This is a genomic window from Photobacterium aquae, assembly GCF_001029445.1.
In the GTDB taxonomy this organism is placed as follows: Bacteria; Pseudomonadota; Gammaproteobacteria; order Enterobacterales; family Vibrionaceae; genus Photobacterium; species Photobacterium aquae.
Genome location: NZ_LDOT01000032.1, coordinates 39,844 through 61,809 on the forward strand (window position 1 = coordinate 39,844; position 21,966 = coordinate 61,809).

A 21,966-nucleotide genomic window follows, 5' to 3' on the forward strand; every position below is an offset into this window, starting at 1 on the left:
CAAAACAGTGTATTAAACGCTAATTGATTACTCGGTATTTTTTTGCTGTTTTTATATTACATCGTTGAATACTAGGTGATAGCCTGTCTGTGTGCATATTTGTATTAAAATATCATTATTGTGTTCGGTACAATTTATTTGTGTCTTTTGCTTGTTTTGCTGTACGGCTGATTTTTAGCCGCTTTGAACGATAAAGTAAGCGATCCGAATCCAATTTTATTTAACGGTAAAAAGGTGGGAATGTGAGAAAAATATCACGTATCGACGTAAAGCGGGTTGGCCGGGATATTGTCAAAACAACGTCGAAAAAAGTACCAGTACAACCGCCAGAATCAAGGGAACAGCTAATGACGATCATTGATACTGTTTACGATAAAAACCCGGTACTGGCGAAATTGTTATATATGCAAGCATTAACAGGGCTGAGATATAGTGACTGCTCTTGGCTACGCTATGATGATTTCTATGATGAGAAAGGGAAGTTTGTTGCCGAGTTCGATGTGATACAGCAAAAGGTCTATCACAAGGTCTTGACTCATTTAATTCAAAAGAAGCCTGAAACACCTCTCCATGAATTAGAAGCCAAGGCCAAGAAAAAAGCCCGGCACACAATCCATGTCATGCCAGCAATGAAAGAGATCGTTCAAGAACAACACGAAATATATCCGAATGATGAGTTTCTATTTGCGAACCGACATCATAAAAGTGAAGGATTGCCAATGAACATTCGCTCTGCAAATAAGATTTTGAATGCTGTAAAACAAGAGTTAAATATAAACTTTGCTTTAGGTACTCACTCATTCAGAAAATGGTTTGCTACTGCACTTGCTGAAACGCAGCCGTGGTATGTCGTTAAAGATGCGCTCGGACAGTCATCAATTAATTCAACGATCCCTTATGTCGTCAGCAAAGATGCTGATATTAAAAATGCTATTTCAGACCTCAATATGAAATATTGATTATTCTGTGTTGTCGGTACTCATTGCCATAATGAGTACCGAGGACGTAGTATTTATTTGAGTAAACTAATAACCTTTTTTGGCGTTCGCCTTTTGTGTGGATAATTTAATTTGGCTATTCAGGAAAAGAATGAGCATTGCTAATTTTTTGTTGTGTGCATTACGCACAATTATCAAGCATTATCACTAATGAGCGAGTGACTAGAAAACAGGCCATGCAGCCTGTTTAGTTAACGTCTGGTTATATCAGCTACATGATTTTTAGCGTCCATTTCCATTTTCTTTATTTTTTGACTTCTAATAGTAGTTTCTTTTAAGGTAGGTTGAGTATTTTTTGGCTTTGCCCCGTTCATTCTGTCCCAGAATATTTCTTCAGGAATGACTTGTCGTAGCAACCTTTCAATAGCAATCTTTGAATTAACAGAGTGTTTTTCTGCGGCTTTGTTAACCGCATTTTTAAAGTTCCAATGTTTGTCTAAATAGAGCCATAACGCTAAATCCACAGCTTTATACAGTGCTTTATCTTCAATGAAAGGCAAGTCTTTCATTGCTTCTTTCTTAGTAAATAGAATCGCCATGATTGTTCCTCAGTTGGCTTGGATGGATTAGCTGATTCCTATCTTAGAAACTAGCATGGTCAATTGTTTTGTAACACCAGATAGATCATCATCATCAAACCCAACATCCGAACCAAGAATGTGTTCACGGATATCAGGCGTGATCGCACTTTCTTGCGTCTCAGCTAACAACATACGGCCTTCATATTTCAATGCTATCGCCTTAGCTAAATCACGCGCTGCGCTTGGTTCTATTGTCGTAATCACCGCATAGTGGTGATCAGACTCCGCAAATATCGCCAGCCCCTTCAATAACTTCTGAGCTACGTCAGGGCAGCGATATCCAAGTAGATCAAGGTTGATGTAGTCCATGATTAGATCTCCATGCTCGGCATGATATTGAGCTGATTACACAGCACACGGGCGATCTTCTTGTCACAGCCACGGATGATCTTTACTTTGCCGTTCTCATTACTGCATACGCCGTATTTCACCCACAGGTCATTGCTCATATCAACGATTGGCAATTCTGACATCCTATCGAGTTTCGACCATTCAATACTGCCGGAATAGGCGGATTGCTCAATAAGACTAAGGCCAACCAACGCCACGCCATTTGCAAACAGTGCTTTTGTGAATAAGGCTTCTTCATGAAACTTTCGCCAATCCTGACCAAACAAGAGTTCAACAGGAAGATTATTCAGAATGTTCAATACGAACTTTTTACCAATATCCACAAACTGACAATATGTATCAGGATCGGCCAGTGACTTATTCAAACTCGCTTCTGACTCATTAAATACTGTACAAAAGAATTTACTAAATTGTTTGTACGTCCATAGCTTACCGACCGAAATATTACCCTGCTTAGACAAAATATCTGATAGCAGTTTGGTTTCTGAGCCAATCGTTATTTCAGCCTGAATGATTTCATTCAATAGACGGGAGAATGGTTTTGATGAATCAAAATATAAAGACAGCGAAGTGCTTGGTTTTTTCGTCTTACCATTGATGTCACTAAATAATTGCTTAATTACGACTTCCGCATCATAAATAGAATCAGTGTTAGTTACGAACATCATAAAACCTAAGCCATGTTCTTTTAGTGCTTTCAGTACCTTTATCATTGTTTTGATCGTGTAGGTACGACCTTGCCCATCAACAATAAAACGGTGACTAGTTGCCTCTAATGTTGCCTCAACCATTTTTCCGGCATTGAACGAATGCTCAACGACATTAGACAGCCGATTAACAAAAAAGATGACCGGAGGTAGCGCGTAGTCTTTCCGCTCTTTTAAATAGCTTGTCAGGGCTTTTACTCGGGCTGTATCAACATCACGTTGCATTTTCAAAGACTCATCAATCGTATCGCTATTTGCCTCAACATCGAAATGCTTGTCTAAATTACACAGTGAAATTTCACCATAAAAAACATCGAAGTTATGAACATCGCCTAAACCATTCCGTGAAGGGAATAGTAGTAAGTCGATATTTTCAATTGATGTAATTGGTTGTAGGTTAAAATCTTTTAATGCAGTCATGATGATGCTCCAAATTTCAAATATATGATCATCGTACTACAGCTTCTTTTTTTTCAAACATAAACCGTAAAAAATTTTACGGTTTACGTTGTGTGATTATGTTTATGTGTTTTAATAAAAGAGTAGGAAATATAACAGGACAATAATCATGCTGAACGATATCTTAAAAAACGGAAACGCTATATCGATCAATAATGCGCTTTGCACACAAGAGTACCAAGAGCAAAAGGCGGTCTTCGATTTGTATCATGCGACCATTGACGATATCTCTGCGATTATTGAGTCAGATAAAAAGCCAATCGGACACATTCCCTGTTCATTCGGTAAAGATAGCCTGACGGTACTCATTGCCTCTATTCACGCCTATGCGAAATCTATTAAGGCTGGCCGCGTAGAAAAAGAACGTCCGTTGGTTGTTACAACCGTCAATACGCTTGTTGAAGCTGTACCTATGGTTATGGCTGTCCATTACCTGTCACCTCGCGTCCAACAGTATGCAGCCCGGTTAGGCGTAAACTTGCATTTCTCATTGCTTACACCGCGATTAGTTGATGAGTATTTCATTCGGTGGGGTTCTGCACAAAAGATGCTTCCGAACCCAACCAAGTCAGGCGATTGCAGCGTTATTTTGAAAATTGATACGGCTACGCGTCACCTGAGAACATTGGCCGTTTCTTTGGCAAACCAAGGATATAAGGATTCGCCTATCATTAGTCTACTTGGTAGTCGTGATCAGGAGTCTGCCCGGAGAAGTGCCAATATCGACAAAGCCAATTTGCGCCAAAATCCCTTAGCATTGATGACCGCTGTGGAAATTTCACGCGGTAATACTATCTATCAATATGCACCAATCAATCACTGGACTGACGAACAAGTTTTCCTCTTTCATGAACTGTCAGGTTCCGCTCCAATGATCCGCTCTATGTTGGGCAATACAGACGCGCTTTTCCCGAGTTTCTTACCAAATCACGGACTCATCCTCGCTATCTACGGCAACGGCAAAAATGAAAGCTGTCAGGTCGTTATTGGTCAGCAAAAACAAGCCTCTTGTGGTGGAAAATCCGCACGCTTCGGTTGCTATATTTGTCCGATGGTAGGGGTCTTTGACAAGAGTTCTGAGGCTTTGAATGAGTATCCTCGCTGGCAAGCACTTGGTAGTGATAAAGCACTTGCTGTGCGCGATTGGATGTTCCGTCTTTCTACCCGCATGTCAGCCCGGGCGTTTCATGCAAAGGCCGTCGATTCCGTGGGTTTTAACCGGATCGCGCTACAACCGAACGTACTAAAAGCTCGCCACTTAGAAAAACTGGTTTGGTACGCATCTATTTTGAGTGTGGAATCTGAACAAGCAGCTGGTGCGTTTAAAAAGCTGGTCGAACAGGGGCGTGAAATGGAACATGCAGGTATGCGTGACATTGCTAACGATGACTCTCTAACCCCGAGTGTGAAAAAGCAATTTTTGGAAATGTACGCCGAAGTGGCACAACGTCCACTGTATGAATGCTTCTCTCACAAACATGCGCTAATGCTATCGTTCCGCTGGCTCATTGATGGCGTGGCGACCACCTCTTACAAACCAATTTCGATCTATCAACGTGTACTGGACGGTGAACGCATCGCTATGCCGATCACCAATCGTGAATATGAGCAGCGTTACGGTAAAATCAAAATGGCAAATAAACTGCCTGACGCAGTAATGATGCCTTTACATACAGCCAATTTCGAACAGCAATTTCACCCACTGAAATCACCACATTTCCTTGAGTATTGGCAGCGTCCCGCAGGTGTCCTTGATCTATTCGACAAAGAGTACAATTGCAGCATTGAAGACGTTCCGGTTAATACATTGCCTGTTGATGTTCGCTCAACCTGCACACTGGCTGAAAATGGTCAGTTAATACCGCACATCCAAAAGATCAAAGTCGATGGCCGCAGCGTAGCTAAAAACGTGGAAACGCTGATTTTGCCGTTCATTAGTGAGTACCTAACGAACACATATCGTCGCTTAATTGAAATGATGGTCGGACAAACACGTACCGACATACTTTCAATGTTAAACATGAGCAGGGGAACATCATTACAAGTGCCATTCTTGAGTCATGCTTTTCTTGGTCTGCAAAAAACCCGCAGCAATACACAGCCTGTGCCGTATAACGAGAAAACTGAACGCGTGATCCGACGCGGAGCCAATGGCAAGATCACACGAACAACAACTCGCATGAAATTTTATCCGGCCAAATCCATGCCAGCTCTACATGCAAACACGTTGATCCCGGTAACATCGATCGCGTTGAATTTTGACCAAGAAGAACGCTCATGCCTGAGTGTGCATGACAGTATTGATATTGAGGCCGATGCACAAGTAGCCATTGATAATCTGACCATCAATGACAAGACGTTTAAGCAGTGGATGATGATCGACGGTTGGCAAAAAGCACTGAATGCCCATGACCGCGAACTCGATGCCCGAATCCGTACAGTGAAGCATTTTCAAGGCAAAGGCTGGCTACATCGACAAGTCCGGGTGTACGGCGGTTCCGGCCATGCTCATGACCTATTGCGTACCGCTGGAATTGAGATTGCACCAAAGTACGTCAAACAGCTCGTGAATACGCTCAAGCGTACAGATATCTTTGATGAAATCGGTGTTTATGACTATGCCGCTCTAACACAAGCACAATTACATGCACTCGATAACGTGATTACGATGCAACAGCATCGCAGCGATAAGTGCCGTGCGGTACAGTGTATTAGGCAATACCGCAACAATATTCGTCGTCTCAGTAAGGCTATTTCAGTATGCCACTACTCACCGCTGATCGAACGCCACTTTGATAATCTCGCTGTGGCACTGGATGAGATTCAAAAGGGACTGCATTTTACCTTGGGTGGGCATATTGATACGTCTGAACTTCGCACACCGCAGCGCATCGCGTCAGCACGAATGGCACTCGCTATCAACAGTGCCAGCTTGACGGATCTTGATAGCTGCTTAAAAGCGCTATTTTCAAACCATGCCGTTGCGGAAATTGACACAAAACCAAGTGCCAAGTTGCAACTGATGAAAACCTATATTCAACAGTTAAAGAAAATGGCCGAATCCATCAATATAATGCAGTCGCAATGGAATAATAAAGCCTGCACTCTATCAGTGTTATTATCAAACATTGAAAACGAACCCGATGCGGATCACAATCAGCTCTGGCTCGATTACCAGACGCAGCATAATGATTACGCTCAGTGCCAAACTACGTACTATCCGATTTGGAAAGCATCGCGGAATGTGAAGATTAAGCAAATCGCTGAAAAAATTGCCTTCATCAACAAAGTCATGGCCGAATTAGCAAACATAGCCGCCATCATCGAGTCCAGCGTGATCAGTTCCGGTTCCAAAAGCGTCAAACGAATGTCAACAAAAAACAAATTAAACTTCCTCGCTTCGGTAGCATAATGAACGACAAAATTCACTCTCTAATCGGCGTTCCTGTCAACACGTACAGGACATGGAAACATTCACGGCCTGAGTACGCGAGATATTTGGAGCAGGGCGTAATTCTGCTTGAGCAACTACCAGATGAAACAGTTGAGGCTCTTTTTTCCAGTGTGAAAACAAAAACCATTAATCAGATTATGGGTGTGGAGGGTACGTTCGCTAAGTCCGAAATGAACATTACCGCAAGTACGATTTCAGATTGGATGAAGAAGGGTAAGAGTGCGCTGTATGTAGGTCTTCTTGCCGGAGCGATTTTAGAGAAGCTGGAACCCGTGTTACATGAACACGGTAAAAACGTCGATATGCTGTTTCAATCAGATCTTGATATTTTGGATCTAATTTTTGTGTGGCGTAATCGGCCGATGATTATACCTCGACTACTAAAAACACTTTAGTTATGGTGCAAACAGCAGAATATGATGTTCTGACAATTTAGAAATTGTTGACAGAAAATAATCTGCATGGATGTCTGGAAGACAGGCCCAATTCGACTTTATCCAATTTTACCCTCTACCTCAAACAGCCCTAAAATGAGTCGTTTTTGACAGATGACAAACAAATTAGAAGTCATATGTTCGTATAAGATCAAAGATAACCTACTTAAAGCTCCTTCCCCCTAAAATCACACATACTCCACCATACCCACGATGATATTTTTTAATCATCACGATTAAAAATACAAATCGAACAAAAGATAAAATTAGACTTTCGATCTGTTTAATAGCTTTTTATTGTTTTTAATAAGTAAATTATAGAAATAAAAACATAATAAAAAAAACACCAAAACAATAAAGTAAAAAAAAACAACATCCATCATAACAGCACATAACATTATTAAACTGTTAAATTGGTTTGGTTTTGGTGTCATGCTTTGCTCACCTGTACCTTTTTATAAATATAATGTTCCTTTTGTTTTTAATAAAAAAAATAAAACACGCTTCGTTTATTTTACATTTTATACAGCACCTCACACACAGAATATTTGGTGCAATTTTTTATCATAATAAATTCTATCAATTAACTGTTAAAAAAACAGGTTGAACCATAACATGAAATATCTATAATAATTTACCGAGAAATAAACCACTCATAATAACGATATAAATAACAACATTATCTGTTGAAAAATAACTCAGCAGTAAAGCTCTTGAACATAATATTTATTAGGATATAAAAAATGGCAAGTATGGCAGAAAACCCACTGGCTGCTCTCGTATTAGAACTTGGTGATTTCACTTTAAGAAATATGTTTGGATTAACTGGAGTATTTGACGATGGTGATTGTATTTCTATCATTGATGAAAATCAGATATATCTAAATGCTCAAGGCAATATAGTTGATATGTGTAATAAGATGAAATTTGAACAATACGAACCAGACAAAGATTACCGAAAACGATTTTCACATTATTTTTGTATAACAACACTAACAGATGACCCTGTTATTTTGGCCAGATACCTTTATCTGACAAAAAAAGCTATTGTAAAAATCAAGGAAGAACAAATTTTCGCAGATAGCCATATCCTAACAAAACTCCCAAATTTAACTCATAAACATTCTAAGATGTTAGCTGATATTGATGTATACACAACGGAACAACTGGAGACTATCGGCGCTCTAGAATCATATTTAAGAATTAAAAATATGCATAAAGGTATTAATAAAGAATTACTACTGAAACTTCATGGAGCTATTGAGAGGAAACACTGGAAAGTATTTACACCAAGAGAACAAAAAGAAATATTTTCACAACTTCAATTACTCCAGTGATAAAAAAAACGCAATATCTATCGATATTGCGCCGCAAAATTGAGTGTCATAAAAATTATTATGCTTATAGATGTAAGTCTATGCTATTTCTCATGAAATTAAAATATAAAAATCAATTTATTAAATAAAAAATGAGTGTGGACTATTTAATTTCAAGTCGTCTGGTATGAACACATTTTGTTTTTCGAGATTTATTATTAGATACTCAACCAATCTTGGATTATTTTCTATTTTTAATATCCTCATCTGATCAAATAACAAATCCATTGCTTTTTGTGTATTTATTATTGCAACACCTTTCGAATAGCTAATTCCTTTTCTATTTAGTAAACCAATATAAGCCATGTTACCATCAGATAATGGAAGCATGGCTTTTTTAAATGGCCTTGCTTTTATTGAACTAGATAGAGTAATTAATTTTATTTTTTTATCTTCAGAAAGGGCGCTACGCTTTAAATAACCATCAAAATTTTCTTTACATGACTTCGGTAATCGTATCGATAACATTGATATTATTTTTTCACGCGGTGTACTATCTATAGCATCTGCAATTTGTGATAAAAAAACTTCAAGCGACATGGTTCATCAATCTCCCCGAGCACAAATCCAACAAAATTAATCATCTTTATCTAACATATAATGCCAGATTATGAAAAATCTAAACTTGTTGATTTTGATACTATAAACGTATTCTCGCAATACTCACACTCAATCATTTTCCCTCGCGGATCTTCATAATAACCTAGTGTTATTTTCCCACAATAAGGGCAATGAATTTGTATCTCTCTAACAAAAATCACCTGTACTTCTTTCATTGATATTTCCACATATTTTAATGACTGTAAATTCTCTGTTGCGTTTTAACTACAAAACTTGACAGTAGCAAAAAACAGCTCTACTTTTGTATTGTACAATACAATAAGAGATTAGCAAATGTTAGCACCAACAACTGACACCTATGAAAACCTACTATTTATATACAATTATTTTAATAAGAATTTATTTGACGAAAAACTGCCACATTGCTTAATCACACTCCAGCGACAACCGAACAGCTCTGGATATTTGTGTACCAATAGATTTATAAACAATAAGGGGGAAACCGTTGCAGAATTAGCAGTCAATCCAGAATGTATCCCTCTTGTACCATTAATCAGCACTCTTTCTGTTATTGTCCATGAGCAAGTGCATTTATGGCAGCATCATTTCGGAAAACCAAGCAGAAATGGTTATCATAACAAGGAATGGGCCGCAAAAATGCAAGAGATAGGACTGATGCCTAGTCATGATGGAAATGTCGGGGGCAAGCGCACAGGGCAAAATATGTCAGACTATCCTATAATTGGTGGTAAATTTATGTCTCTATCCGAGAAACTAGTAGAACTACGCCCCCATTTAATTAAATGGTATGACATGACCGCCATGCAATCAGAAACAATTGCAAACAATGATATGATCACTAAACAAGACACTCCTAATTTACAAACAATCCCGTATCAAAGTAAAGATTCCACAAAATCAACTAATAAAAAAAATACCCGTTCAAAGTTTGTTTGCCAAAAATGCGGGGACGCACTCTGGGGAAAATCAAGTCTTAAAGTTCTTTGCATCAACTGTAATACACAGTATGAAATAATAGGTTAGTAGCTAAAATCATTGAAAATGATTAGTTCATAGTCTTTTAATTAATAGCCATTACCATTTAATGGCTATACGAATTTTTGAATGCATTAATGATTACAAAGTTATACAAGTATCATATTATGCCATACCTATTTTTTTATGTTGAAAACTGAAATTCCACTTGAACGCCCAATTAATTCAAGGGATGATTTTCTATCTCGTTTTCTTGGCGATTCAAACCTCACTTCTGGATGAACGAAAGCGAACATAACTCGGGCAGGGCTATCAACCCAAGAATTGTCACCATTAGAAAAAAACAGCTTCGTTGCTTTACCTGAGTTCATCCTAATCACCAAATTCTCAGAACCATATTTAATAACTATTTTTTGTAAAAACGCTAAAGACATGGCTAAATCGCTTAAACGTTCTTGTGTTATTTTTACTCTTGAATATTGATGATTATTAATGCTGTTTTCTATAGCATGTTCTGCTTTTATTATACGTTTCTTAATGATATCCAATGCATCATGAGAGTTAAAACGCCCTCCACGATACGCATCTTGAGTTCGAATGCGAACAGAAAGTATAGATTTATCTGGAACCCCATCAAATACACTGACGCGGCCCATAGGTGTTGTCCAGCATGGAGTAAGAGTTGAACGATCTCCAATGGTTAAAAACTTACCCTGTTTTAATGCTAGCTGATGTAATGCTTTTTTATATTGACTTTGTAATGAAACAAAGTGCGAGATAACATCCATTTTTAAACCTGTTTCAGTTACAAACACAACCGAACCCAAATTTGTAGAGAACACTTTCAACGGATAGTGAGATTGAATTAGATTATTATGTGCATTTTTGTATCGTTTAAGTAATACCTTTTGCTCATTACCTAACGACACGACAAACTGTGAAATATCTAATGGATTATATGTTTTCATAGTTAATTTTAAACATTGTTTACAACCGTATAGTCTTGTTTTATATTGATGTTTCTATTTAACACTTACTTCAACGATAGCAGATAAGCAATAAAAAGGTAAACAATGGATACATATAAGGAAAAGATCCTAACACTTCTCAGTAACACTCGAACATTGGAACAGATCTTAAATGGGTTGGATAATGATTCATTAGATAAATTATCATCCCGATTTAATATCACAATTGAAAAATTAAAAAAAACCAATACCTCACGCACAGAAGCATCAAGACGCATCCTAATTGAGAACATAAGAAATGAAATAATGGGCCAAGGCTTTACTCCGCAAGAAGTAATCATGCAATTCAGGAATAAGGATCAGTGAACACTTTTTATAACTTGCGGATTCGTTTTCATTATAATTTTTAACAATTCTATTTGAGTCATTTTTCTTTTTTTTTCGCCCGCTTGAGTGTCATATTTTGAGTTATAACTTAGACGTATATCTTCATCATCTATTCCTACATCCACATTAAGTGTGATACCACACTCATTACACCTCCTTACCAATTCTTCCAACACAGGAATCACCTGTGAATGTAGCTCATCTATCTTCTTGTTATTCATCATTTATTTTCTCTTTCATTATTGATGATAATGTTTCACATCATACTCTACATCAAATCACTCAAAAATGTGTCAAAATCCATGTTTTTTTTGAACGAGGGTAGTGACCTTTACTTATAATGAGTGTATTATCATAGGACTTTAATAAAACTCTTATGAGTTTTGAAGTCCTCTTATGAGGTTAGCTACAAAATTGGGAAGTTATCGAAAGAGAACTACGAGCTAGGAAACAACATTAAAATGTTGGTATGTGAGGCCACCCAGAGTCACATATTTGTAACACTATACTTTATTTGCACTTCTGCAATCATCGGTTTTAACAGCTAAAATTTTAAAAATGCTGTTCTAATCTTTGCTATATCTTTTAGCCAATGACACTGATTTTTAATGCTTAAACTTAGCATTGAAACGGTGGTTTTTTTATACGTGTTTATAAGGAAATCAATTATGTATGCTGAAAAACATGCCATGAATCGTGTAATTGAATTTAATGGTTTTTATCTTGATATGGGCGCAGTAACAATAGAACAGATGATTATCCTATTTGTAGGATTTTCTATTATTTTCTTCGCCTCATATAAACTAATCGTTCTTATATATCGGTTAGGTTCAATCATTCTTAATGCAATTGAAATACCCGCCAATAGTGTTGGTAATGCTTTAAAGAATATCTTAACAACTTTTTCTATTTCTCTTATTCGTATTATGAAATTTTTCAAAACCATGAATCAGAAAAAGAAAAAAGTTAAAGCTAAACAAGTAAAAACCAATACAGCTATGGCTACGGCCAAAGCAATAACCCTAAAATCATCACCTGATAAAAAAACATCAGATATCGATGAAAAATTAATGCTTATTCCAGCTTACGCACGTAAAGAAGTAAATAAGCATTACCCAATCTACAATTAATTTTTAATCATAGATTATGCCGAGGGCATTTACCCTCGGGTGAATACCCTCTGTAAAATTTTAAAAGATGAGGATTCACCATGAACGCAGTAACAGATCAAACCGCGCTATCTACAACAAAAGAGGAAAAACCTTCTCTAATCCGGGCCTTTGCGAGTCGGTATGAAATCGATCCCGCCAAGGTTCTTGATACTTTGAAAAAAGTTATTTTCAAACCCAAGAATGGTGATCCAGAAATTGAAGATGTCACATTGATGTCCTTCCTTCTGGTTTGCCAACGCTATGATCTCGATCCGTTCAGGAAAGAAATCATTCCAATGCAAGATAAACGCGGTGGCTTTATACCCGTTGTTACCATTGATGGTTGGTTGAAAGTAATCACCACTCACCCTGATTGTGATGGGTTTGAGTTTATTTATTCTTCTGAAAAAATCTCGGTGCCTGATTTGAATAGGCAAGTGCCAGCTTCCTGCACATGCATTATGTACAGGAAAAATTGGTCACATCCCGTAAAGATTGAAGAACTGACCGTTAACTGTTACCGCCCAAAGTTAACCTTGCGCGATAACAGAGGCGGTACATATCAAATTGATACGCCTTGGCAAACGCATTTTGAAAGATTGCTACGCCACAAAGCGACCATCCAAACTGCACGTTATACGTTCGGCATGTCAGATATCTATGACCAAGATGAATACGAAAGAATCATTGAAAGTCAGGAAAAGATGTCAGGCAATATTGCGGGGCGTAGTATGCAACCTTTGGATATCACACCTACACAAACCGTACCCGTTCTTGAACATAAACAAGATCAATCTCTCTTAAACTACTTTGAAGATGAGGTCAACTTGGTTCAAGAAAATGCGGAATGTATTCATGTCAATGACACGCCCGTAACATCAAACGTACAGGAAGTCATTAAACAGGCACAAGCACAAATGGCCGTCGATGACGGTGATTATCCTTTCAACCTCAATAACATTCATCCAACTGACAAAAATCGGATTGATCAAATGGTGTTATTTGCGGCGGAAAAAGGAGCTTGGGAAGCAACTTGTGATCGATTCTGTGAATCGTACCACGGTGACACGTTAAACTATGCGCTCTCTGAATTAAGAGACTCACAGCGAAACGCGTAAATAATTTACTTACCTTGGGGTAAAAAACACCCCTTGGGCTGTTTTTGCCCCTCCTTTTTGGAGTGTTAAAAATGGCTATCGTAAATTTAAAACAACGAACTGAAGCATGGAAAATCTGGCGAAACACCGGAATCACCGCTTCAATGATCCCAGTTATTTTGGGTATCAGTCCGTACCAGACACGTTACCAGTTGTGGGCAGAACTGTGTGGCTATAAAACACCCGATGACTTGTCTAATAATTGGCACGTTAATCGCGGTATTGAGCAAGAACCGGAAGCACTGACAGCCGTTGAAAAACTGTTTGATGTGCCGTTTGTTCCAGTTTGTGTTGAATACGATCATAACTCACTGTTCAAAGCGTCTCTAGATGGACTTGCTATCATTGGTAATGAGGGTGTGGAAATCAAATGTCCTTGTCGCTCAGTGTATCAAAACATTCGGGAACAAAAGGCCAACTCAATACAATATCAATTGTATTTTGCTCAAATTCAATGGCAAATCATGTGTGCGAACCTAGAGCAGAATCGGTTATTTGTATATCTGCGAGGTTTTCAACCCATTCAGGCTCTTATCAAACCTGATCTTGCGTTCATTGAACATGCAAAAAAAGAAGCGTTAGCTTTTTGGCAGTTGGTCGAAACCCGCACACCGCCCGAACGTACCGCCGAAGACACCGTTACCTACGAACCAACTTCTACATTCAATGCCGTTGAATGGAAAGAGAAGGTAGCAGAGTATCGGAAAGTCGAATCACAGATCAATCGTATCAAAGAAGTATTGCAACCAATTGAAAATAAACTCAACCAGTTAAAAGGTGAACTTGCAGATTTTATTCCTGAACAAGATCGCCTGATCTATCGAGACGGTTGCAAGGTGCAAAAGATAGAACGTATCGGCAACATTAATATTAAGAAACTATCTGAGTACCTGATCACTCAAGGGATAAAAATCAACCTTGATGATTTTAGGGGCAAAACGAAGACCTCTCACCTTGTTTCATTGGATAAGCTAGGTCAACCCTTAGATGAACCAAATGAATCAATCGAGATACACGAAGAACCCGCTCAGATTGCATCAGAGCAGCCAAATGATACAACGGAGACGGATACATTACCTGTAAACGAAAACGTTGTAGATGAGCCGCTACAGCCGCAATCCTATGCGTTTGAACCCGAACAAACTGACAACACGTTACCGCAGCAAAAAACGGTATCTGTTGAACAGGTTGAACCCGAAGTCATTGCAAAGCCGAACGCTTATAACTTTGATAATATGGAAGACGAAGCCGACCAAGAGGAACGCCGAGATTCCCGTTACACTGCATATGCGAGTAAAGCCGCTGCGCAAAGCTTCTTCTAACAACACTCCCACTGGGTAACTATTACCCTTGGGGATAGTTGCCCGTTAAATTTTAACAATTAAATTGGTGACTATTATGATTAACAAAACATTGTCAAAAACTGCGCAATCTATTGAAGAAATGGTTGAGCTAATGAAACAAGCTACCGAAGAAGTTTCATTACCTAAGTATTACAAATGGGATTTAGACATCGACTACGAAAAAATTAAAAAGTATGCGACTGATAAATTCACTTGTATTTGGTTAGTTCGTGAATGTGGCTCTCAACTTGTACCTATTCGAGCTGGAGTTAACCCCATTCATATTACGTTCTGGCTAAATAATGCACCTGAATGTCGAGTATTTACTATCGATACTCAATCTTTAGTTTTAAATGAAATTTCTCATGAAAAAGCTAAAGAACTCGTTGAAGTTATGCCTTACCATGACCGCATTCGTTCTGTCTCTTTTGATAAACGAATCGCATTGGTAAAGATAGTTATCAGTTATGGTGAAAAACACAATTTCTGGAATACTATGGGGTATGAATTCAGCAGTAAAGGAAAGACACTTTGTGATTTACTGATGTACTTTCAGCACAATAACAATAAAGCAATGGTTAATTTTTTGTCAGCGGCACTAACAGGCCAAAACGAAAAAGATGCATTGTTCAAATTTTAATTTTTAAAACCATTCTTGTGAATCGGTAACTTTAAACTTTAAATATTCAAACCTCTTGGGGGTCAATTATCCCCTCGGGGGTGATTGATCCCTTTCATATATTTTGTAAGGAATTAATCATATGAAAACTTATCCTCTCGTAGAAAAGAAATTTCCGCTATCTCTGTTTGGCTTTAACGCTCCAATAGAAGTTAATGGATATGAACCAACTAATAACCCATTAGTACCAGCCATCAACCCTAACTATGTATTCAACAAAGAAGTCTTGCGTGATGTATTAGACTTTATGGATGAATCATTCGGTGATGGTTTGATGTTATCTGGTGATACTGGGTGCGGTAAAACATCTGTCATTGAACAAATTGCCGGGCGTTTAAATATTCCTGTCTATTCGCACACTTGCGGTGAGAATGATCGGTTTGAAACGTTTGTTGGCCGTTGGGATTTAGTTAACGGAAACACAGTGTGGATTGATGGCATTTTGACAAAAGCAATGAAAGAAGGGGTCATTTGTTTATTGAATGAATCTGACTTACTTTTACCGCCTGAATTTTCACAATTTAATGGAATATTGGAAGGTGCTCCTTTGATTATCGAACAGCTCGGTGGTCAGGTAATTTATCCAGAAAAAGGATTTCGGTTAGTGTGTACAGCAAACTCTTGCGGTTCTGGCGACCATACCGGGTTCTACCAAGGTGTGAATACTCAAAACATGGCTACAATGGATCGGTTTCTTGTAGTTCTATGTAACTATCCACCAATGGAGATTGAAACAGATATTGTTTCAAAATATGTACCAAGTTTACCAAGCGATATCGTTAAAAACATGGTTCGGGTGGCAAACATAGTGCGCTCTGTTTATGCCAATAAGGAACCCGAGGATGATGCAGTAAAAGCTGATATCAACTCGGATATTTCACTGTCAATTACGTTTTCAACACGTACATTGATCCGTTGGGCAACACGTACTGTGCGAATGCATAGCCCGTTAAACCCAGCACCCGTGAAATATGCATTAGAACGCTCTCTGCTAAACCGTTGCGCTGATAAGTCTCAAGTTGAGGCCATAGAAGCATTTGCAGAAGCCGTATTTGGTGATATTTACAATCCACAAAATACGAATTAATAAACTTAAACCTTCGGGGATCAATTATCCCAGAAGGAATGATTGATCCCTTTGTTTAATTTTAACAAGGGTTCAATCATGAAACTAAAACCATATACAGTCACAATTCCAGCACAATTAGAAATAATTGATGCATTAAAGGAAATCGAAAGTTTATTACTAACTTCGAGTGATTGTTCAATTCATGTTAGTAAAGATTCAATATTCATTACTAACCTTCACAAATTACAATTCTTAATTGAAGAAAAAACTAAACAATCTCAGACACATATTATTTGTGATGATGAAATTGTTATTAACACCACAATAGAAGAATGCTTTTATCTTGCGTTTGTCAATATGCGACACAAGGAAATTAGCATTGTCGATGCACTGGGATCTGACCTCTCGAAAAATCTTTCGCAGTTAGTTGAATCTCTGGCCCATGAATTGAACCATCCATCATTTGAAATATTTATTAATCATTTGACGATAAAGTTTAAGCCTACGGCATTTGCATTAAACGAAAACATTAGTAATAACAAATCAATGTTTTTCTAAACTTTCATAAAACGGAAATACCAACATGAAAACTAAACAATACGATATGATTGAAAAAACTGTTTTTATTGCCCTTCATTTTAAAAAAACGACTGGTAATAAAAAAATGAATCCTAGTGACCTTGGTATCGATGCGTCTCAATTACCACCTGAACAAGTTGCTAAATTGGGCCATGTATATACCATCAATCCTGAAGATCTTCGTCCATTTACAAAGATTGCTCGTCGGGCTGAACGTTTATGCGACACTTCTGGTTTGAAATTAGGTGGGAACTCATGGGCTATCCCAATGAGTAACATGGACTCTTTTTGTCAAAAGCTGAATGACATCATTATTGAATACAACCAAGAAGTGGATAATTTCTTGAGTACATTTGATGTGAAAGCAAAAAATTGGCAAAACAGCATTTCTGACCAGAAATGGGCTAGTGTAATTCGGAATGCGTGTCCTACGCGTGAACAATTACAAACTAAATTCCGAGCTGATTACGATATTTATCAATTAAATTGTGAACCGCTCAATGGAATGCAAGAAAAATCGCTTGATAAGCAAGGTGATCGCTTACGAAATGGGCTATTTAGTGACATTATTGATAACTGCGATGCCATCATGAATGATTGGTCGCAAAAATCAGAGATCACGCAATCATCCCTAACGAAACTTAGGAATTTAAGGGATAAAATTGAATCACTATCTTTCATTGACACTCGTTATTTGAAAGTTCGTGATAAAATTAATGAATTTCTTCGAGAACTACCTCAAACAGGTAAACTTCGCGGAGATCATTTTATTAAGATCTCAGGTTTAGTTAGCACACTGAGCAACAAGAAATTGCTAGAACAATTTCTTTCTAGTCCAGATGATACTATTCAGCTCAATGGGTTTATTCCACCTGCGCTGCGTGATTCAATTTCTTCAAGCTCAACGTTTGATATCCCTGATTTATCTGTTAACACGAATCAGGTTACAACAAATCAGAGAGATAATAATGATGGCGCATCGATAGAAACCACTATTGACACAACCATTCAAACGACAACCATTGATCAGGGCGAAAAAGACACCGATAGCACATCTGCTGCGGCTGCTGCGTCTTCTTCTTGGTTCTTCTAAATAACTCTAACCCAATGAGGGTCACATCCCTCAATTGGGTATGTGACTCCTCTTTTACTAATTAAAATGAGGTTTACACAATGGGATTTTTCTCTTGGAAGACTGCGGATTCTAAAGAATCTATTGCAAACGCTTATGCAAATCATGAGAACAGCGGGCGGGTAGTTTATTTATTACAACCTAATGACGAACCAATTCCCGAACCTAAATATAACGGATACGGTGTATTTGGTGGCATGGACGTTTTTATCTGGTTAGCCAAAAAAACTGTCCTAACACAATAAATGGTATGAGCGATGAAGATATTCGGATGCTCGGCATTGATTTATCTTATGAGTTATTCATATATAGAATTGGTGATGATGAATTTATCGATCCAATTATAAAGATGGCTCTGCTTGAAATGGGTATTGATGTGTATGCTTGTAAACCTATAGATGAGGAAATACAACGTACTATTAACTCTAAAACAGAAAAACGCATTCTGCGCGTAAATCTTAAATATCCACTAAAGTTCAGCTACAAAAAAGAGGCCGTTTATAATTTTTTATCAGCCTCTACTGTTTGTGAGTATCAAGGTTATTTTTATCCATCAGAAGATGAATATGATTATTAACCGATACTGACTTTAACTTTAAACCCTAACGGGCAAATCACTCGTTAGGGTGATTTGCTCCATTAACTTTTTTTTGGAGTAAAACTATGAGTAAGAATAGCTCTATCTTTAAACGTTCAATGCCAATCATTGCAGCTGGATTATCAGCTAAATTTAATATTAGAGTAAATGTTTCTGGTTCAGAGGCTTATACCAACGGGGCGGTAATTAATGTTCCTGATTACGATCTTGATACACAAGAAGATAAACATGTAATGCAAGGATATTTGGTGCATGAGGTCGGTCATAACCGATATAATTCATTCGATATAGATCCTAATACAAAACCTAACACGCCAATCGCGCATACGTTATGGAATTGTATTGAAGATATACGGATTGAAATGGCATTAATGCAAGAGTTTGCTGGAACCAAAATTTGGTTAAATATGCTAGCTCAACGTTTATATGATACGAGAAAGATCCGTGGATTTACTAATACAGATCACCCAAGTACCATTTTCGTTTTTTATGCACTATATTATGGCCGATTTAAATATTTGTCACAAAAAGCTTACGGTTTGGTTTTACCTGAATGTGAAAAAGCGTTTTTACAAACGTTTAATCAACACATTCTAAATCGAATGAAAGGGGTTCTATCACAAGTTGATGAACTCAATTCAAGCCAAGACAGTGTTGATATGACATTAGCTCTATTAAAGATGCTAAACGATGAAAAGGAAAAGTCTGAATCCAACCAACAAGATGATTCTGGTGCAGACCAAGGAAATGGCCCTAGCGATGCTCAAGATGATTCAGATGAAGGGCTAGCGGATCGAATTGCTATTACACTTGATGCCAATGCATCAGATATTGCCGATTTAGGTGATGTTAAATCTGTGTTGGATGATTTCACGACTAATGCAGCTTGCAATGTGACAACAGCACTAAGTGAAACCAATTATAGATCCACACCAGAAGCAGGTAAAAAACTCAATGCTTCAGTGAAAATGACAGCAAACGGACTGATTGGCCGTATGATGGGAATGATGCAAACGAAACGTCGGGTTGTTTGTCGCGATAATGATCATGGCAGACTAAACACACGAGTTTTGCACCGTTCTGTTCGCGGAGATAGAAATATATTCCGCTCAGAAGGTAAACGTAAAACTATAGATACATGCGTTGTTTTAATGCTAGATATATCTGGCTCAATGAATAACAATGTATCTGGAATAAGCAAAACACGGTTTGAAATTGCACGGGATACTGTTATTGCATTAACACTAGCATTAGAACGTTGCAAAATTAAAACTATTGTTACTGTTTACCCATACAAGAATCTTTATACTTGTGGATTATTGAAAAAAGAAAATGAAAATGCTGAACGCGTATTAGCAGAACGCATGGTCAATATAACACCTGATGGTCAAACACCAATTGCAATGGCTTATTACCATTCAGTTTGTGAGTTGATTAAATCAAAATGTAAACGTAAGATCATTTTCAGTATTACTGATGGTGAACCAACAATAGGAAACGCTACTCCTACCAGAGAATATATACAAGAAGCCAAAAAAGAGATGGTGGAAAGTTATGGTATTGGTATTGGTAAAGATATAGAGCATCATTCAATGACACATATTTATGGAAAAAACTATGTTGTTATTGATGATCTTAAAAATCTAAAATCAGACTTATTCAAAATGATTGAAAAAGTTATTGACTAATTATTTTAAATAAACCCAAATGGGGAGGTTATTAATCCCCATTGGGATTAATCCTCCCTTTTAATTGTGAGGATTAAACAATGGAAACTATTACTGTTACACATAAAGCATCAAAACCTCGTGGTGTTAAGCCTAAAGTTTTTGAATCAGACATTACTCTAGAATGGACTGATAATGATATTTCTCTATTACGTGAAGAATTGATAATGTATAGCTTGAAACAAATATCAGATGATCGGATACCTGATAAATCCGAATCGCTCAACTGGTTATTTGATAATAGCATTCATCCATTTTCAAGTTTGGTATGCTTTGCTGAATATAATCTTGACATTACAATTTTTCGGAATTTCGTGCTCAAGTATTACTGTTGAGGTAGTTGTGAAAATTGAATTTGAAAAATTCATTTATCGAGGCGATGAGGTCTATGAATCCTTTTTTTCAGGTATCTACCTGTCTATTGTATGGAAACAAAGAACCGTTGCTTTTGTACTTATGCATGTTGGAGATTCGGTTGTTCATCGAGAATTTGATGTAATGACTCATGATCAACTGTCCAATAAATTATCGTCTCTGTTACTGGTAAAAGGTGTTATACGTCAATCTTGCTACATTCAGTACCTTTATGGTCAGAATGATCGCTTGATCGAGCAACACGTAAAACTCCCTAACAATTTACCGTCAGAATAAATTTTAACTGTTAAAACCCCAAGGAGGGCAAGCCTCCTTCGCGGGGTTTGCATTGCAATATGAATACTGAACTTTCAAATTTCATTAAATTAGCATATCGAGTCAGCCCAAACGGACTACAAACTATTAATGTTAAACCTATGTTTCATCGGTTGTCTGTATTCTCAGATATTATGGTCGAACCGAAAATGTGCTATCAAAATAGCTTTGATATCATGTCTTCTTTTCGAGACTCAGACGCAAATATCAACATAACGACTATTAAGTATGTTCTTGGATTTGCGAGTAATGGTGTCCTTGTGCCTCATGCATGGATAAAGATTCATGACTCATACTACGATCCAACATGGGAAGTTACGCTTGAACATCTGGGTAACATTTATGTTCCTGTTGTTGAACTTGATTATAAGCAAATGGCACAACTAACTAAGTCTGATTCAATGAATAGGGCTTATCCAGTAATGCTTGATGAATTAAGAAGTCATCAAGCATATCGGGACTTGTTTATTTAACATTTCCTAATTAACCCGAAGGGGATTTATTCCCCTCGGGGCATAGATCTCCTTTTTTTCATTTAACGGTCGGGGTATCACAAACGGATGCCAACC

26 protein-coding genes are annotated in these 21,966 nt (G+C 37.6%); 19 read left to right on the forward strand and 7 right to left on the reverse strand.

Translation table 11 applies throughout. The features are described from left to right. Window positions 1-242: 242 nt before the first annotated feature. Entirely contained in the window at window positions 243-959 is a 717-nt protein-coding gene (locus ABT56_RS18940) for a tyrosine-type recombinase/integrase (RefSeq protein ID WP_157037916.1), read from the forward strand. 230 nt (window positions 960-1,189) lie between these two features. Here ABT56_RS18940 and ABT56_RS18945 read toward each other — a convergent pair whose 3' ends face one another. The 3 genes from ABT56_RS18945 to ABT56_RS18955 are packed head-to-tail and all read right to left on the reverse strand — an operon-like array spanning window position 1,190 to window position 3,057. Beyond that, window positions 1,190-1,537 carry a hypothetical protein gene (locus ABT56_RS18945; RefSeq protein ID WP_047880480.1) on the reverse strand — a complete coding sequence of 116 codons (348 nt, stop codon included), beginning with the start codon at window positions 1,535-1,537 and terminating at the stop codon, window positions 1,190-1,192. A 27-nt stretch (window positions 1,538-1,564) separates the two neighbouring features. After that, on the reverse strand, window positions 1,565-1,888 hold the full coding sequence (locus tag ABT56_RS18950) for a hypothetical protein (protein ID WP_047880481.1): 324 nt from the start codon (window positions 1,886-1,888) through the stop codon (window positions 1,565-1,567). 2 nt (window positions 1,889-1,890) lie between these two features. After that, on the reverse strand, window positions 1,891-3,057 hold the full coding sequence (locus ABT56_RS18955) for a DGQHR domain-containing protein (RefSeq protein WP_047880482.1): 1,167 nt from the start codon (window positions 3,055-3,057) through the stop codon (window positions 1,891-1,893). A gap of 148 nt (window positions 3,058-3,205) precedes the next feature. On the opposite strand from ABT56_RS18955, the gene ABT56_RS18960 reads away from it, so the two are divergent. The 3 genes from ABT56_RS18960 to ABT56_RS23380 all read left to right on the forward strand — a co-directional run bounded on the left by ABT56_RS18960 (window position 3,206) and on the right by ABT56_RS23380 (window position 8,321). Beyond that, the gene (locus tag ABT56_RS18960) at window positions 3,206-6,508 is read left to right on the forward strand and encodes an adenine nucleotide alpha hydrolase family protein (RefSeq protein WP_047880483.1); all 3,303 of its coding nucleotides are present in this window, start codon (window positions 3,206-3,208) and stop codon (window positions 6,506-6,508) included. Then, window positions 6,508-6,945 carry a hypothetical protein gene (locus ABT56_RS18965; protein ID WP_047880484.1) on the forward strand — a complete coding sequence of 146 codons (438 nt, stop codon included), beginning with the start codon at window positions 6,508-6,510 and terminating at the stop codon, window positions 6,943-6,945. The genes ABT56_RS18960 and ABT56_RS18965 overlap by 1 nt, the downstream gene beginning before the upstream one ends. Window positions 6,946-7,727: 782 nt before the next feature. After that, window positions 7,728-8,321, forward strand: coding sequence for a TfoX/Sxy family DNA transformation protein (locus tag ABT56_RS23380; protein WP_053062567.1), 594 nt, complete (start codon window positions 7,728-7,730; stop codon window positions 8,319-8,321). Window positions 8,322-8,441: 120 nt separating this feature from the next. On the opposite strand, the gene ABT56_RS18975 is transcribed toward ABT56_RS23380, so the two are convergent. Continuing rightward, window positions 8,442-8,900, reverse strand: coding sequence for a hypothetical protein (locus ABT56_RS18975; protein WP_047880485.1), 459 nt, complete (start codon window positions 8,898-8,900; stop codon window positions 8,442-8,444). Window positions 8,901-8,968: 68 nt separating this feature from the next. After that, window positions 8,969-9,136 carry a hypothetical protein gene (locus ABT56_RS24065; RefSeq protein WP_157037917.1) on the reverse strand — a complete coding sequence of 56 codons (168 nt, stop codon included), beginning with the start codon at window positions 9,134-9,136 and terminating at the stop codon, window positions 8,969-8,971. Between the two features lie 118 nt (window positions 9,137-9,254). On the opposite strand from ABT56_RS24065, the gene ABT56_RS18980 reads away from it, so the two are divergent. Then, entirely contained in the window at window positions 9,255-9,965 is a 711-nt protein-coding gene (locus tag ABT56_RS18980) for a SprT-like domain-containing protein (RefSeq protein ID WP_047880486.1), read from the forward strand. A 128-nt stretch (window positions 9,966-10,093) separates the two neighbouring features. Here the strand turns inward: ABT56_RS18980 and ABT56_RS18985 are convergent, their stop codons facing one another. Beyond that, window positions 10,094-10,885: a hypothetical protein gene (locus ABT56_RS18985; RefSeq protein ID WP_047880487.1), complete on the reverse strand. Its 792-nt coding sequence runs from the start codon at window positions 10,883-10,885 to the stop codon at window positions 10,094-10,096. A 105-nt stretch (window positions 10,886-10,990) separates the two neighbouring features. Here ABT56_RS18985 and ABT56_RS24685 point away from each other — a divergent pair, with 105 nt between their 5' ends. After that, the gene (locus ABT56_RS24685) at window positions 10,991-11,251 is read left to right on the forward strand and encodes an H-NS family histone-like protein (RefSeq protein ID WP_047880488.1); all 261 of its coding nucleotides are present in this window, start codon (window positions 10,991-10,993) and stop codon (window positions 11,249-11,251) included. Here ABT56_RS24685 and ABT56_RS18995 read toward each other — a convergent pair. After that, window positions 11,245-11,496 carry a hypothetical protein gene (locus ABT56_RS18995; RefSeq protein WP_047880489.1) on the reverse strand — a complete coding sequence of 84 codons (252 nt, stop codon included), beginning with the start codon at window positions 11,494-11,496 and terminating at the stop codon, window positions 11,245-11,247. The genes ABT56_RS24685 and ABT56_RS18995 overlap by 7 nt on opposite strands. 444 nt (window positions 11,497-11,940) lie before the next feature. On the opposite strand from ABT56_RS18995, the gene ABT56_RS19000 reads away from it, so the two are divergent. The 13 genes from ABT56_RS19000 (at window position 11,941) to ABT56_RS19055 (ending at window position 21,870) form a co-directional block, all read left to right on the forward strand. Further along, complete coding sequence (locus ABT56_RS19000; RefSeq protein WP_047880490.1) at window positions 11,941-12,402, forward strand: hypothetical protein; 462 nt, start codon at window positions 11,941-11,943, stop codon at window positions 12,400-12,402. An 80-nt stretch (window positions 12,403-12,482) separates the two neighbouring features. Continuing rightward, the gene (locus ABT56_RS23385; protein ID WP_053062568.1) at window positions 12,483-13,541 is read left to right on the forward strand and encodes a RecT family recombinase; all 1,059 of its coding nucleotides are present in this window, start codon (window positions 12,483-12,485) and stop codon (window positions 13,539-13,541) included. Between the two features lie 71 nt (window positions 13,542-13,612). Next, window positions 13,613-14,902, forward strand: a complete 1,290-nt coding sequence (locus ABT56_RS23390; protein WP_053062569.1) for a lambda-exonuclease family protein — start codon at window positions 13,613-13,615, stop codon at window positions 14,900-14,902. 76 nt (window positions 14,903-14,978) lie between these two features. Then, a complete protein-coding gene (locus tag ABT56_RS23395; RefSeq protein WP_053062570.1) occupies window positions 14,979-15,563 on the forward strand; it encodes a hypothetical protein in 585 nt (194 codons plus the stop codon). Window positions 15,564-15,684: 121 nt separating this feature from the next. Beyond that, window positions 15,685-16,689 (forward strand): AAA family ATPase, encoded by a 1,005-nt coding sequence (locus ABT56_RS19020; protein ID WP_053062571.1) that lies wholly within the window; start codon window positions 15,685-15,687, stop codon window positions 16,687-16,689. A 78-nt stretch (window positions 16,690-16,767) separates the two neighbouring features. Beyond that, on the forward strand, window positions 16,768-17,229 hold the full coding sequence (locus ABT56_RS19025; RefSeq protein ID WP_047880491.1) for a hypothetical protein: 462 nt from the start codon (window positions 16,768-16,770) through the stop codon (window positions 17,227-17,229). 25 nt (window positions 17,230-17,254) lie between these two features. After that, window positions 17,255-18,343: a DUF3150 domain-containing protein gene (locus ABT56_RS23400; RefSeq protein WP_053062572.1), complete on the forward strand. Its 1,089-nt coding sequence runs from the start codon at window positions 17,255-17,257 to the stop codon at window positions 18,341-18,343. A gap of 80 nt (window positions 18,344-18,423) precedes the next feature. After that, window positions 18,424-18,627 (forward strand): hypothetical protein, encoded by a 204-nt coding sequence (locus ABT56_RS19035; protein ID WP_047880492.1) that lies wholly within the window; start codon window positions 18,424-18,426, stop codon window positions 18,625-18,627. A gap of 5 nt (window positions 18,628-18,632) precedes the next feature. Continuing rightward, window positions 18,633-18,959, forward strand: a complete 327-nt coding sequence (locus tag ABT56_RS19040; protein ID WP_157037918.1) for a hypothetical protein — start codon at window positions 18,633-18,635, stop codon at window positions 18,957-18,959. A gap of 86 nt (window positions 18,960-19,045) precedes the next feature. Next, window positions 19,046-20,668, forward strand: a complete 1,623-nt coding sequence (locus ABT56_RS19045; RefSeq protein WP_047880494.1) for a VWA domain-containing protein — start codon at window positions 19,046-19,048, stop codon at window positions 20,666-20,668. A gap of 80 nt (window positions 20,669-20,748) precedes the next feature. Continuing rightward, the gene (locus ABT56_RS24070; protein WP_157037919.1) at window positions 20,749-21,042 is read left to right on the forward strand and encodes a hypothetical protein; all 294 of its coding nucleotides are present in this window, start codon (window positions 20,749-20,751) and stop codon (window positions 21,040-21,042) included. A 7-nt stretch (window positions 21,043-21,049) separates the two neighbouring features. Then, on the forward strand, window positions 21,050-21,358 hold the full coding sequence (locus tag ABT56_RS19050) for a hypothetical protein (RefSeq protein ID WP_157037920.1): 309 nt from the start codon (window positions 21,050-21,052) through the stop codon (window positions 21,356-21,358). 59 nt (window positions 21,359-21,417) lie between these two features. Continuing rightward, window positions 21,418-21,870 (forward strand): hypothetical protein, encoded by a 453-nt coding sequence (locus ABT56_RS19055; RefSeq protein ID WP_047880496.1) that lies wholly within the window; start codon window positions 21,418-21,420, stop codon window positions 21,868-21,870. The last annotated feature ends 96 nt before the right edge of the window (window positions 21,871-21,966 follow it).